Genomic DNA, 14,905 nt, shown 5'->3' on the forward strand with positions numbered 1-14,905 from the left:
AGCCTGATGCCACAGGTGCATCTTGATGCACCTGTGGCATCAGGCTCGGTCGGACAACCCGACCCAGCGAGGTGACGCTGCGTAATTTGTCAGACCCTGGAGAGATCGAAAACTGTCCAGAATTCGCGCCAGTTCTCTAGGCTGACGACATGGCGATCATGCCGTTCACTGATGCCCGCAACAGGCTCTCGGAGCTGATCGAGGAAGTCGAACGTACCCACGAGCGCATCGAGATCACGCGCCATGGACGCCCGGTCGCGGTTCTCATCTCCCCGGACGGTCTCGCCGCGCTGGAGGAGACCCTGGACGTACTTTCCAGCCCGGAGGCCATGTGCCAGCTCGCCGAGTCCCGGGCGGCCATCGCGGCCGGTGACGTACTGGATGCCAGCCAGGTAGCCGCGCTGATGGCCAGCCGGGCTCCGTCATCTGGTGACCAGTGAATCAGCCCTCGGACCTGCGGCCCTATCAGATCCGTATCGCCGGCCCGGCGGCCCGTTCCCTTGCCGGGCGGCTGCCGGAGAAGGTCGCCACAGCCGTCTACGAGTTCGTCACCACTGTGTTGATCAACAACCCGCACCGGCTCGGTAAACCGCTGATGCTCCCAGCCTACGAGGGGACCTGGTCGGCCCGGCGCGGCGCATACCGGGTCCGCTACCGGAATGCGGGCCAGTGCTCCGGCCTTCAGGCCGGGGGTCGATGATGAGCGGTACGTGGTCACGGTCACCGCCGTCGAGCATCGCGGCGATGCCTACCGGTCCCGCTGACCGGCGCGACGGACACATCCGGTCGCGTTACCCGTACGCAACGAGCCCGGCGTACCGTGCGGGAACCGTGAAGATGCAGGCGGCCGCGCCCCGTGGTGTGATGCAGGCAGGTGTGATAACCATCGGGGACAGGGAGCGGACCGCAGTCGTCGGATGAAGGGCGGGGCTGGCCGATGGCCGATCTGTTCGAGGACTACCACCTCGGCCCCGGCTGGGACGAGATGTTCGGCGAGCCGGGCATGCCCCGCCATACCTACGAGGCGTTGCACGCCACCCTGCAGCCCCTGTCCAGCGCCGAGCTGGAGGTACGCGCCGACGTCCTCGCCCGGGCCTTCCTCGACCAGGGCATCACCTTCGCGCTCAAGGGTGTCGAGCGGCCGTTCCCGCTGGACATCGTGCCCCGGATCATCGCCGCCGACCAGTGGCGCACCGTCTCGTCCGGAGTCGCCCAGCGGGTACGCGCGTTGGAGGCGTTCCTCGCCGACATCTACGGTCCGGCCCGGGTGCTCGCCGACGGCGTGGTGCCCCGCCGGCTGGTGGTGACCAGCGCCCACTTCCACCGCGAGGCAGCCGGCATCGTGCCGCACAACGGGGTGCGCATTCACGTCGCCGGAGTCGACCTGATCCGCGACGAGCAGGGCACCTTCCGGGTCCTGGAGGACAACGTACGGGTGCCGTCCGGGGTCAGCTACGTGATGGAGAACCGGCGGGCGATGGCCCACGTACTGCCGGAGGTCTTCGCCTCGACCCGGATCCAGCCGGTGGAGTCCTATCCGGCGCAACTGCTGCGGGCGCTGCGGGCCGCCGCACCGGCCGGCGTCGTCGACCCGACGGTGGTGGTGCTCACCCCCGGGGTGCACAACTCGGCCTACTTCGAGCACGCGCTGCTGGCCCGGGAGATGGGCGTCGAGCTGGTCGAAGGGCGCGACCTGGTCTGCGTCGGCAACGAGGTGGCGATGCGCACCACCGGCGGTGAGCAGCGGGTCGATGTCATCTACCGGCGGATCGACGACGAGTTCCTCGACCCGGTGCACTTCCGGGCCGACTCGGTGCTCGGCGTCGCCGGGCTGCTCAACGCGGCCCGCGCCGGCCGGGTCACCATCGCCAACGCGGTCGGCAACGGCGTCGCCGACGACAAGCTGCTCTACACGTACGTGCCGGAGCTGATCCGCTACTACCTGGCCGAGGAGCCGATCCTGCCGAACGTCGAGACGTACCGCCTCGACGACGGCCCGGATGTGCTCGACCACGTCCTCGACCGGCTCGATCAGCTGGTGCTCAAGCCGGTCGACGGCTCCGGCGGCGCCGGCATCGTGATCGGTTCCCAGGCCAGTGACGAGCAGCTGGCTCAGGTCCGGGAGCGGATCCTGATCGACCCCCGTGGCTGGATCGCCCAGCGCGAGGTGGCCCTGTCGATGGTGCCGACGCTGATCGGCAACCGGCTGCGGGCCCGGCACGTCGACCTGCGCCCGTTCGCGGTCAACGACGGCGACCGGGTCTGGGTACTGCCCGGCGGCCTGACCCGGGTGGCGTGGTGGTCAACTCCAGCCAGGGCGGTGGATCCAAGGACACCTCACGCACCCTCGACGTACACCTGCACCGGATCATCTCTGATCCGGGGGTGGCCGAGGAGACCGCCTGCCGGTCGCTGCTCGGCGTGATGGGCGTCGACGTCGACGACCAGCCGGTGTCATCGGCGCGGCTCGTCGGGCTGCTCGGCCTCGACGGACGCAGCGCCAGTTCGGTCGTCGGGTCACTGGCCGCCGCCCGGGAGAACGCCCGTGGCGCCCGGGAGACGATCTCGTCGGAGATGTGGGAGTGCTCTCCACGGTGGAGACCCTGCCGCCGGGGGACCTGCTCGACGGGCAGAGCCACGCCTGGGTGGAGTGGTGGGCCGGCCGGTGGACGGCGTTCGACCCGACCAACGGGATCCCGGTCGGCGAACGGCACGTGGCGGTCGGCCGGGGCCGGGAGTACGGCGACGTGCCACCACTCAAAGGGGTGTACGCCGGCCCGGCGAACACCGGTCAGGGCGTCGAGGTGGCGATCACCCGGCTGCGCTGAACCGGTCTGCGCCACACCCGGGCATGCTGAGCCGCTCCGTCACCAGCTGCCGGCTACCGGCAATCCTTCCGTGTAGCCGGCGGTGCTCTGCACCCCGACGACCGCCCGGTCGTGGAACTCGGCCAGGGTCGCCGCCCCGACGTAGGTGCAGGCACTGCGTACCCCGGCGACGATCTCGTCGATCAGGTCCTCGACGCCGGGTCGGGCCGGGTCGAGGAACATCCGCGCCGACGAGATCCCTTCTTCGAAGACCGCCTTGCGGGCCCGCTCGAACGGGCTGTCGTCGGCGGTGCGGGCGCTGACCGCCCGAGCCGACGCCATGCCGAAACTCTCCTTGTAGCGTCGGCCGTCCGGGTCGGTGTAGATGTCGCCGGGCGACTCGTAGGTGCCGGCGAACCAGGACCCGATCATCACGTTGGCCGCTCCGGCGGCTAGGGCGAGCGCCACGTCGCGGGGGTGGCGCACCCCGCCGTCGGCCCAGACGTGCCGCCCGCGTCGGCGGGCCGCCGACGCGCATTCCAGCACGGCGGAAAATTGCGGACGGCCGACCCCGGTCATCATCCGGGTGGTGCACATCGCGCCCGGCCCGACACCGACCTTGACGATGTCGGCACCGGCGTCGATCAGGTCGTCGACCCCGGTGGCGGTGACCACGTTGCCGGCCACCACCGGCACTGTCGGGTCCAGTTTGCGCACCGCGCGGACCGCGGCCAGCATCCGTTCCTGATGGCCGTGCGCGGTGTCCACCACGATGGTGTCCACCCCGGCGGAGAGCAGCGCGGTGGCCTTGCCGGTGACGTCGCCGTTGATGCCCACGGCGGCGGCCACCCGCAACCGGCCGGCGGCGTCGACTGCCGGCCGGTACAGGGTGGCGCGCAGCGCGCCGGCCCGGGTCAGCACCCCGACCAGCCGGCCGGCGTCGTCGACCACCGGCGCGGCCCGCCGTCGGCCCTGCGCCATCAGGTCGAATCCGGTACGCGGGTCGGTGGTCTCCGGCACGGTCAGCGGCTCGCGGGACATCACGTCCCGCAGTTGGGCGAAGCGGTCGACGCCGGCGCAGTCGGACTCGGTGACGATGCCGACCGGACGCCCGGCCTCGACCACGATCACCGCGCCGTGGGACCGCTTGGGCAGCAGATGGATCGCGTCGCCGACGGTGTCGGTGGGAGCCAGGGTCAACGCCGTGTCGTGCACCAGGTGCCGCCGCTTGACCCAGGCGACCACCTCGGCGATCACCTCGATCGGGATGTCCTGCGGGATCACCGCCAGGCCGCCCCGCCGGGCGACGGTCTCGGCCATCCGCCGGCCGGCCACCGCGGTCATGTTGGCGGCGACGATCGGGACGGTGGTGCCGGTGCCGTCCGTGGTGGCCAGGTCGACATCGAGGCGGGACGCCACGTCGGAACGGTTGGGCACCAGGAAGACGTCGTTGTAGGTGAGCTCGTGCCCGCCGGGCACGTCGGAAGTGAACCGCACCCGGCCATCATGCCCTCCCGGGCATCCCGGCGCGGCGGTTCCGGAGCCGATCGCGAGCGCAGCAGGTCCAGGTCATGCCCTGGCGATCAAGAGCCGGAGACGTTTCCTCAGAACTTCTGAAAGCGAACCCCCAGGCGATCCTCAGCATTCCCTCAAGTTCCGGCATCGTCCTCCAAAGATGATTCCTGACGGTCGACCGCTGTGCGACCGAATGTATCGAGGTGGGAAGAGGTAGCCGCTGATGTCTGCGAGTCGTGCTGTTCACCGTCGGCGTCGCTTGAGGACAGCGGGGACGTTCGTTCGGTGGCGGCGGTGGGCCGGTGGGGTCGCTGTGGTGGTCGCGGCGCTGGTGGGGTTGTCGTCGTCGGTGCCGCCGGGTGCGGTGCCGGCGGACGGTGAGTTCCCGGTGGGGTGGTTGTCGTCGTGGTTCACCGGTCGGTCGGGGTGGTTGCCGTGGGGTGGGCCGGCGGTGGAGTTGCCGGCGGCGCGGGTCGGTGACGGTGCGGGTGCGGGTGGGTACGTGGGGTCGGCGGCGACGCGGGCGTCGGGTGGGGCGGGTTCGGCGCAGCGGTTGGTGAACGGTCTGTCGGGGTACGCCGGGGAGCCGGTGGTGGGCGAGTCGGTGACGCCGGTGACGGTGGGCCGGTTCGATCCGCAGACGAGTGTGCGGGACGCGGTGGCATCGGGGCCGAAAGCCGATGTGTACACCAACACGGATGGTTCGACGACGGCGGAGTTGAGTACGGGGCAGGTCAACTACGAGGCGGCGGATGGTTCGTGGCGGCCGGTGGACTCGACTCTGGTGCGTCGGGGTGACCGGTGGGTGGTGCGGGAGAACTCGCTGGGGGTGTCGCTGGCGGGCGCTGCTGCCGGTGAGTCGTTGGTGGAGTTGTCGCTGCCCGATGATGGGTCGGTGGGCTGGGGTCTGGCTGGTGCGGCGGCGGTGGTGCCGGCGGTCGACGGCAGGACGGCCACGTACCCGGAGGTGTTCGCGGACACCGACCTGGAGGTGGTGGCGCGGCCGGACGGGGTGCAGCAGGGGCTGGTGCTGGCGTCGCGCGAGGCCGGGTCGGAGTGGGTGTTTCCGCTGACGCTGGACGGGGTGTCGGTCCGGGCCGGTGAGGGTGGGTCGGTCGAAGTGGTCGACGGCGCCGGTTCGGTGGTGGGGTCGATCCCGCCAGCGGTCATGCAGGATTCGTCGGTCGACCCGGAGACGGGGTTGCCGGCGCGGTCGGCGGCGGTCGCGATGGAGCTGATCGAGGTCGACGGTGCCCCGGCGCTGAAGCTGGTGGCCGACCGGGAGTGGTTGACGGATCCGGCGCGGGTGTTCCCGGCGCGGGCGGACGTGGGCGCGCTGATCTCGACGAGTGGGGACGTGTTCGTCGACACCGATCCGGACACCGGCCCGGCCGTGCAGAACGGTGACCGTCTCGCGATCGGCAACCGGGACGGCGTCCTGTCCCGGACGTTTCTCAAGTTCACCATCCCAGCGGAGTTTGCGAAGGCGGGCTGGTTCATCTCCTCGGCGAACCTGCGGCTGTACCTGAACTACCGGGCGAGGTGTGACGTCCAGCGGGTCAAGGTCGGGCTGGTCGAGGAGGAGTGGACGGTCGGGGATCTGCGGACCGCCGCCCATCCGGGCCCGAAGATCGATCTGGGACCGAACCACTACAGGTACTACACCGACAACGGGCGGGCGTGTGAGAACCCGAACGCAAATCCGTCCGTCGGCCAGTGGGTCGAGGTCGATGTCCGGGACCTGATCTCGGGCTGGGCGATCGGTCAGCCGAATCTTGGTCTGGCGCTGTTGGACGAGGAGGACTTGTCTGCGGCGGCGGCGGCCCTGTTCGCCTCGGCGAACTATGCCGGCGGTGACTACGCGCCGCGGTTGCAGCTGACCTTGTCGAACAATCTGCCGCCGCAGGTGGACCAGCGGGCACCGGCCCACGGTGCGGTGGTGTCGACGTTGACACCCCGGTTGTATGTGCGGGGTCGCGATTTCGACGAGTCCGGCACCGTGCGCTACAAGGTCTGGATCTACGACAACGCCGGGACCCTCATCCACGTCAACGAGGGCACCAAGTCGTACTACGACGTCCCGGTCGGGTTGTTGGAGACGAACAAGCAGTACTCGTGGGCGGTGCAGCCGTTCGACGGGGCTGTCTACGGCGCGCGCTATCCGAAGTACGTGTTCTACACGCGGATGCCGCAGCCGGCGTTGGGGTCGCGGTTGGTGCAGAACCCGGGGGTGGGCTATCACCCGGAGATCGGCAACTACACGTCGGCGGTGACGGACGCGCGGGTGACGGGGGTGGGGCCGGCGCTGGAGATCACCCGGTCGTACAACACTCTGGACACCCGGCGGTCGGGGGCGTTCGGGCAGGGCTGGTCGAGCCTGTTGGACGCGCGGGTGACCGAGCGGACCAACTCGGCGGGTGCGGTGCTGAGTGTGGTGGTGCGGTATCCGGACGGGTCGGAGGCGGTGTTCGGGCCGGGGTCGGACGGGTCGTTCGTGGCGCCGCCGGGGCGGTACGAGGTGTTGACCGCGGTGAAGTCCGGTTCGTCGGTGACCGGGTACCGGTTGACCGTCAAGCACGGGACGACGTACGTGTTCTTGCGCGCGGCCGGGGGTGGCGCGTTCAAGGTCACGTCGGTGACGGACGCCAACGACCAGACCTTGACGTTGACGTACAACGGCAGTGGGCTGGTGTCGAAGTTGACCAGCGCGTCGGGGCGGTCGTTGACGCTGACCTGGGCGGGCACCACCAGCCCGTCGGTCGGGTCGCATGTGACGAAGGTGACGACGGACGCGCCGACCGCCGGTGGCGGTGGGTACGTGTGGCAGTACACGTACGGCAGCTATGACCGCCTGACGAAGGTGTGTCCGCCGACGGCGTCGTGTACCACGTACACCTGGGATAACAGCGCCAACCAGGGGGCGAACGCGGTGCTGAATCATGCGCCGTCGTCGTTCTGGCGGTTGAACGAACCTTCCGGATCGACCCTGGCGGCCAGCAGCGTGCTGGACAACGGCGGCACCGACGTGGCGTTCTACGAGGGTACGACGCCGGGCCCGACACCGGGGGTGTGGCCGGGATCGACGTCGACGTCGACCGCCTTCAACGGCACGTCGTCGCGGGTGCGGCTGCCCAGCGGGCTGGTCAACGACAGCGCGTACCAGTCGGTCAGTCTGTGGTTCCGGACGGGGACGGCGTCCCGGGCGGGGGTGTTGTTCTCGTACCAGCATGATCCGATTTCGGACGGGACGACGTCGAGGAACTACACGCCGTCGATCTATGTCGGGTCGAGTGGGAAGTTGCACGCGAAGTTCTATGACGGCAACTCGACGACGATGCAGTCGTCCGGTCGGGTGGACGACGGGCAGTGGCATCACGTGGTGCTGGCCGGGGCCGGCTCGAGTCAGGCGCTGTATGTGGACGGGATCCGGCACGCGGGCCGCACCGGCCTGATCGAGATGTTCGACGTGGGTGGGTCGGCGCATGAGTACGTGGGTGCGGGGTTCGTCGGGGGGAACTGGCCGGACCAGCCGCATCATGGTTCGCCGAATTACCACGGGCATGCGAACTTCTTCGACGGGCATATCGCCGATGTGGCGTTCTTCGACCGGACGCTGACCTCGGCCGAGGTCACTGAGATCAACGCGACGGCGCGGGGTCAGAGCCGGCAGTTGTCGAAGGTGACCAGCCAGGAAGGTCGGGTACTGGCGTCGCTGTCGATGGATTCGGTGACCGGGAAGCTGGCATCGGTGACCGACAGCAACGGTGGGACCTGGGCGTTGGGGACGCCGCGGGTGGCGGGGACGAGCGGGGTGTACGCGGCGGCGGTGCTGGGGTCCGCGCCGACGGACTACTGGCGGTTGCGGGACGCGGCCGGTGTTCAAGCGGTCAACGAGACCTGGCAGACCACAGCGACGTTCAGTTCGGTGACGTTGGGAGCGGCGGGTCCGTTCGCGGACGGCACGGCGGTGTCGTTCGACGGGTCATCGTCGCTGGTGTCGGTGCCGGGGGAGCGGCTGGCGCCGGCCGGGACGCGGTCCCAGGAGCTGTGGTTCAGGACCACTGGTACCGGCGATGTGCTGGCGGGGGCGCAGGACGCGGCGGTGGACGGGACGCTGTCGGTGGGGTCGCCGGTGTTGTGGATCGACTCCGACGGCCGGTTGCGGGGGTTGTCGGCGTCGGTGGATCCGACCGGGCCGTTGACGTCGGGGCTCGCCGGCAAGTGCGCCGAGTTGGCGGCCGACGGCACGAAGGTGCAACTGAGCACCTGCGACGGTGCGAACGCGCAGAGCTGGCGCTACGTCGGCAGCAGTCGGCAGCTGCGTCGGGGTGACAAGTGTCTGGGCCTGGCAGGTCAGGCGACCGGCAACGGCACCCCGGTCCAGGCGCAGACCTGTTCGAGCAGCGCGAACCAGAAGTGGGGAACGTCCGGGAACGGTTGGCGCAACTCGGGGGCGGGCCGGTGCCTGGAGGTGCCCGGCTCGTCGGCCACGGACGGTACCCAGTTGGCGATCCGCAACTGCAACGACCAGGCCAATCAGTGGTGGGCGTTGGCGTTGGTGTCGGCGGCGCCGGTCAACGACGGCAAGTGGCACCACGCGGTGCTGACCAAGACCGCCGCCGACGATGACACCGTCCAGGCGTTGTACCTGGACGGTGTGCGGGTGCAGTCCAGCACCGGCTCTCTGGCCGGCGGGGTCGAGAGGCTCAGCCACGGGTATCTGGGTGCGGGGTACACGGGCAACGGTTGGTCGGGGCTGCCCTCGGACTCGACGGCGTACTACGAGGGTTCGTTGGCGGAGGTCGCGCTCTACGACCGGACGTTGAGCGCGGACGAGGTGGCGTCGCACTACCAGTCGGTGGGTCGGGCGGTGCCGTTGGTGGTGACCGCGGCTGGTGACGGAGCTGCCGAAGCCCGGTTGTCGGAGACGGCGGCGGGTGGGTTGCCGGTTGAGGTGTTGCCGCCGGGTGCGGTGCAGGTCGACGAGGCGGCGGAGCACGTGCAGACGACGACGGTCTCGAACCCGGTGAAGATCGTGTCGGTGACCGACCCGGGCGGCAACGAGGTGTCGTACTCGTACGACCTGGTGTCGGGGCGGAAGGTGTCGCAGATCGACGCGTTGGGTCAGACGACGTTGTACGGCTATGACACGGGTGGGTTCACGAGTCTGGTGTACGACCCGAACGGGATCGTCACCCGGTCGGTGCAGGACGAGCGCGGCAACACCATCCAGGAGGTGACCTGCCAGGACCAGGCCGCCGACAAGTGCTCCAGCAGCTACTACACCTACACCTTGTACAGCAGCGACCCGACGCACCCGAAGAGCGACCGGCTGACCCACGTGCGGGGGCCGGGCTCGCAGAGCGCCCAGGACGATACCTACCTGACGACGTACATATATGACAACTCCGGCAACCTGCGCAGTGTGACGGACCCGCTCGGCCGGGAGACGGAGATCGAATACACCGACGGAACGGATGTGCCTGCGGTCGACGGCGGGTACGCCCCGGCCGGTCTGCCGTGGAATGTGTTGGATCCGTCGAAGGGGTGGATGGCAGTCACGTACACCTCGGCGGGTGACGTGGCGACGGTGTCGGACGCGGCGGGGGCGGAGACGACGTTCACGTACGACCGGTTGGGTCGGACGTTGACGGAGACGGTGGTGACGTCGTCGTACCCGCAGGGGCGGACGACGTCGTACACGTACGACTCGGTGGGTCGGGTGGTCACGCGGACGGGTCCGGCGGTGACGGACCGGGTGTCGGGTGCGGTGCATCGGGCGGTGACGCGTTACTCGTACAGCGTGGACGGGTTCCTGGTGGAGGAGCAGGTCAGCGACGCGTCGGGTGGGGATGTGGCCCGGGTCAGTACCTGGTCGTACGACGGGCATGGTCGTCGGTCGGCGTCGGTGGACGCCGAGGGCGCGGTGACCGGCTACGGCTATGACGTGTACGGGCACCTGGTGGAGCAGACCGATCCTGACGGGGTGGTGAACGCCTACGAGGTGGACGTCAACGGCAATGTGCTGTCGCGGACGGTGAAGGGGTTCACCGGGGATCCGAACGATCCGACTCCTCCGGTGGATCTGGTGGTGGAGTCGAACGTGTACGACCCGGCGGGTCGGTTGGCGTCGAACACCGACGCGATGGGCTACGTCACGAGTTACACGTACACCGACGACGGGCGGACCGCGTCGGTGACCCGCACCGACGGTGACAGTTCGTTCCTGCTGGAGGGCAACGGTTACGACGCGGCGGGGAACCTGGTCGAGCAGGTCACCGGCAACGGTGCGACGGTGACGGCGTACGCCTACGACGCTGCGGGTCGGCAGGTGCGGAGTGTGCTGGATCCGGGCGGCCTGGAGCGGGTGACCGAGGTGGCGTTGTCGCCGGCCGACCGGGTGTTGTCGCGGGTGGATCGGGACGCTGCGGGGGAGGCGTTGTCGGTCGTCGATTATGCGTATGACGTGTCGGGCCGGCCGGTGTCGCAGACGGGCTACCTGTCGGCGGACCGGATGGTGACGCCGGTGGCGCGGTGGCGGTTGGACGAGGCGGGTGGGACGACGGCGGTCGACTCGGCGGGGAACAGTCCGGGTACGGCCACGGACGTGGTCTGGGCGTCGGATGCCGAGCGGGGTCGGGTCGCGTCGTTCGATGGTTCGTCGTCGTTGATCACGACCGATGCGCCGGTGGTGGACACCACCCGGCCGTACACGGTCGCCGTCTGGGTGCGATTGGACGACCTGCGAGCGCCCGGCTCGGTGCTGGCGATGCCCGGCCGCGCCCGGACGAGCGTGTCCGGGTGGGGCGCACCGGCGTTCGCGCTCAACTACGACCACACCGACGACGCATGGCGGGCGCTGACGAACGAGCAACTCGTGTTCAAAGGCGGCGGCGTACTACAACGCCGCCGCACCTTCGGGCAGGGCTCGACACAGGCGGGCAAGTGGCAGCACCTGGCGGTGGGCGTGGACCCGCAGGCCGGCCGGTGGATTGTGTTCCTCGACGGCGAGAAGGTCGACGACTTCACCGGCAGCAGCTTCCACAGCGTGGCGGCTGGCGGGGTGCGGATCGGCTCGGGCCTCGAGGGGGCGATCTCTGATCTGCAGGTGTATCAGGGGGTGCCGGACGACGCCGGCTGGGTTGCCGGGGTGATGGCGGGCACGGTGCCGGTGGCGGACGCGGGGGTGTCGCGGACCAGTTATGTGGTTGATGAGGCGGGTCTGGCGACGTCGGTGGTGGATCCGTTGGGTCAGGCGACGTTCGTGGAGTACGACGAGGCGGACCGTCCGGTGGTGACGACGGGTCCGCAGGTGCAGGCGGAGTCGGGTGAGTTGGACGGTCCGGTGGTGACGGCCCGGCCGGTGGAGCGGGTTGGTTACAACACGTTCGGTGAGGTGGTTGCGGAGTCGGATCCGAACGGTGCGGTGACGACGTTCGGGGTGGATCGGGTGGGTCGGCCGGTGGAGGTCCGGTTGCCGGCGTACACGCCGCCGGATGGGTCGTCGTCGGTGACGCCGGTGGCGTCGGCGGTGTACGACAGCCTCGGTCAGGTGGTGTCGCAGACGGATCCGCTGGGCCGGGTCACGGAGTTCGACTATGACCAGTTGGGTCGGGTGGTGACCCAGGTGGCGCCGGACGACGGCACGACGACGGCGCGCTACGACCTGATGGGCAATCTGCTAGCGACGACGGATCCGACGGGTGCGGTGGCCGGTAGTGGTTACGACTTCCTGGGTCGGGTCACGAGTGTGAGTGAGGCGGTGCGGCAGACCGGTCAGGTGCACACCAGCACGGTGGGCTATGACGCGGCGGGTCGGTTGTCGTCGGTGCGGTCGCCGGCGGGGGTGACGGTCGGGTACGGGTACAACGCGGCCGGTGAGGTGACGGGTGTGGTCGACGGCGCGGGGCAGACCCGCGGTGTCGTCTACGACGGGCTGGGTCGGCCGGTGAAGGAAATCAATCCGGACGGTACGTACACGACGACGGGTTACGACATGTTGTCGCGGCCGGTGTCGGCGGCGGCGCACCGGGCGTCCGGTGGGGCGGCGTTGGCGACGGCGGCCTGGTCGTATGACCTGGCGGGGAATGTGGTGTCGGCGACGGACGCGCGGGGCACCGTGACCCGGTTCGGCTACGACGCGACGGGCCTGCTGCGGACGCAGCGGGAGCCGGTGGACGGTGACACGGTCATCGAGTCGTCGTTCGGCTACGACCTGGCGGGGAATCCGACCCGGTTCACCGATGGGGAGGGGCGGGCGTTCCGGTCGACGTACAACGTGTGGGGGTTGCCGCAGTCGCGGATCGAGCCGGCGACGGCGGCGTACCCAAGTGCGGCGGACCGGACGTTCACGACGGTGTACGACGTGGCCGGACAGCCGGTGTCGCAGCGGGCGCCGGGTGGGGTGGTGCGGACCCTGGTCTACGACGACGCCGGCCGGCTGGTCCGCCAGTCCGGCTCCGGTGCGGAGGCCACGACGAAGGACCGGACGTACGGCTACGACGCCGCGGGTCGGCTGGTGGAGTTCTCCGCGCCGGGGGGAACCAATCAGGTCGTGTACGACGACCGGGGGTTGCCGTTGTCGGTGACGGGTCCGTCGGGGGACGCGGCGTTCACCTATACGGGGGACGGGTTGATGGAGTCGCGCGACGACGCGGCGGGGTCGACGCAGTACGGGTATGACGGTGCGGGCCGCCTTGTGTCGGTGAATAACGCCGACATGGGCACCGCCATCGGCTACACGTACGACCAGATGTCGGCGGTGTCGTCGATGACGTTCGGGACGTCGGGGAACCGGCGGGTGTTCGCCTACGACGATCTGCACCGGTTGACCAGCGACCGGCTGGTGTCGTCGGGTGGGTCGACGATCGCGTCGATCACGTACGGCTGGGACGCCAACGGTAACGAGACCAGCAGGACCGTCACCCGTGGCTCGTCCACGACGGTCAACACCTACACCTACGACCTGGCGGACCGGTTGACGTCGTGGGATGACGGGAACACGACCGTCGGCTACCGCTACGACAGGGCGGGGAACCGGACCGGGGTCGGTGATGTCGACTACGTGTACGACGCCCGTAACCGGCTGATCTCGGACAGTACCGGTGTCGGCTACCAGTACACGGCGCGGGGCACCCGCAGCGCGGCCGGTGCGGCGACGACGGTGTCGGACGCGTTCGACCAGGCGGTCGAGCACACCCCGGCGGGTGGTAACGCGCGGGTGTTCGACTACGACGGGTTGGGTCGGGCGTTTCGGGACGGCTGGGAGTACACCGGTCTCGGTAACCACCTCGCCCGGGACAGTTCCAACGCGTTCTTCACCCGGGACCCGGGTGGTGGTGTGGTCGGGGCGCGGCACAACACCACGCGCCGGTTGGTGTGGACGGATCTGCACGGTGACGTGGTCGCCCAGCTGAACCCGGCCGGGGCGACGGTGACCGGCAGCCGTACGTACTCACCGTTGGGTGAGGTGACCGCGGACAGCGGCATGCTCGGTGACCTCGGCTACCAGTCGGAGTGGACCGACGTGCGTAGCGGGCAGGTCAACATGCATGCCCGCTGGTACGACCCGGTGACGGCACAGTTCGGTGCCCGGGACAGCCTGACCGTCGGTCCGGTGCCGGACTCGGTCCGGGCCAACCGGTACCAGTACGGCGACGGGAACCCGTTGACGGTGGTCGACCCCACCGGCCACGTCGGAGAACCGTACGCGAGGTCGTGGGACGACTTCACCGACTGGGTCGGCGACCGGTACGAAGACATCGAGGACGCCTACCACGGCGCCGTCGACTGGTTCGGCGACCGGTTCGGAGACTTCACCGACTGGGTCGGCGACGGCCTGGGGGCGGCCAACAGGTGGACGCAGGAGCAGCTCGTCGAGGCGGGCAACGTCATCAGGCAGACGGTGGAGCAGAACTATCAGGATCTGATCAAGGCCGGTGAGGCGCTGATAGCCGCCGCCGAACAGGTGGGCCAGTGGGCCCGTACGGCCAGGGACTGGATCGTCGAACACAAGGCCGAGATCGTCGGCGCGATCGTCGGCATGGTCGTCGAGGCCGGCTGCCTGGTCGCGATCGGCTGGACCGGTGTCGGCGTGGTCGCCTGCGGCATGGTCGGCGGCATCACCGGTGCCCTGGTCACCGGCGGGATGCAGGGCAAGACCGGCATGGATCTGCTGCAGGACGCGGTGATCGGCGGCCTGGCCGGTGGTCTCGGCGCCGCCCTGCCGATGATGGGCCCGGTCGCCGGCAAGGCATTGAGCAAGGCTGCCTCCACCGGCGCGAAGAAGCTCGCCGGCACGAGCGTCGGCAAGGCCGGCGCCCGGGTCGGCGCGAAGGCCGCCGCCGGGGCCCGGTCGTTCAGCCGGGCGGTCAGCCGCAAGGCCGACGACGCGTCCCGGGCGGTGTCCCGCGGCTCCAGCCGGTCCACCCGGGAAGCCGCCGAACACACCGACGACGCCGCCCGGGCTGGTGGCAGTCGGGCCGACGGGGCGGCCAGCTGTGTGCGGCACAGTTTCGCGCCGGACACCCGGGTACGGATGGCCGACGGCACCACCAAGCCGATCGGCGAGGTCGAGCTCGGTG

General features: G+C 69.8%; 7 protein-coding genes and 1 pseudogene. 6 read left to right on the forward strand and 2 right to left on the reverse strand.

Features of this window, described 5'->3' with window-relative positions:
- Positions 1 to 149 precede the first annotated feature (149 nt).
- From ACXAHD_RS14790 to ACXAHD_RS14810, 5 genes and pseudogenes are all read left to right on the forward strand, one after another.
- Complete coding sequence (locus ACXAHD_RS14790; RefSeq protein ID WP_475051152.1) at positions 150 to 440, forward strand: type II toxin-antitoxin system Phd/YefM family antitoxin; 291 nt, start codon at positions 150 to 152, stop codon at positions 438 to 440.
- Positions 437 to 700, forward strand: coding sequence for a type II toxin-antitoxin system RelE family toxin (locus tag ACXAHD_RS14795; protein ID WP_475051154.1), 264 nt, complete (start codon positions 437 to 439; stop codon positions 698 to 700). The genes ACXAHD_RS14790 and ACXAHD_RS14795 overlap by 4 nt, the downstream gene beginning before the upstream one ends.
- A gap of 237 nt (positions 701 to 937) precedes the next feature.
- The gene (locus ACXAHD_RS14800) at positions 938 to 2,425 is read left to right on the forward strand and encodes a circularly permuted type 2 ATP-grasp protein (RefSeq protein ID WP_475051156.1); all 1,488 of its coding nucleotides are present in this window, start codon (positions 938 to 940) and stop codon (positions 2,423 to 2,425) included.
- A pseudogene (locus ACXAHD_RS14805) lies at positions 2,386 to 2,529 on the forward strand (alpha-E domain-containing protein); the annotation flags it as partial. The gene ACXAHD_RS14800 and the pseudogene ACXAHD_RS14805, both read left to right, overlap by 40 nt.
- 47 nt (positions 2,530 to 2,576) lie before the next feature.
- A complete protein-coding gene (locus ACXAHD_RS14810) occupies positions 2,577 to 2,828 on the forward strand; it encodes a transglutaminase family protein (protein WP_289212224.1) in 252 nt (83 codons plus the stop codon).
- A 39-nt stretch (positions 2,829 to 2,867) separates the two neighbouring features.
- On the opposite strand, the gene ACXAHD_RS14815 is transcribed toward ACXAHD_RS14810, so the two are convergent.
- Together ACXAHD_RS14815 and ACXAHD_RS14820 are read right to left on the reverse strand one after the other, a co-directional pair.
- Complete coding sequence (locus ACXAHD_RS14815; RefSeq protein WP_475051158.1) at positions 2,868 to 4,304, reverse strand: GuaB1 family IMP dehydrogenase-related protein; 1,437 nt, start codon at positions 4,302 to 4,304, stop codon at positions 2,868 to 2,870.
- 261 nt (positions 4,305 to 4,565) lie between these two features.
- A complete protein-coding gene (locus ACXAHD_RS14820; RefSeq protein WP_475051160.1) occupies positions 4,566 to 5,012 on the reverse strand; it encodes a hypothetical protein in 447 nt (148 codons plus the stop codon).
- 28 nt (positions 5,013 to 5,040) lie between these two features.
- Between ACXAHD_RS14820 and ACXAHD_RS14825 the strand changes: the two genes are divergently transcribed.
- Positions 5,041 to 14,905 (forward strand): LamG-like jellyroll fold domain-containing protein (locus ACXAHD_RS14825; RefSeq protein ID WP_475051162.1); only part of this gene is annotated, 9,865 nt, incomplete at its 3' end.

Source organism: Micromonospora sp. ABR4_055, from assembly GCF_056160425.1.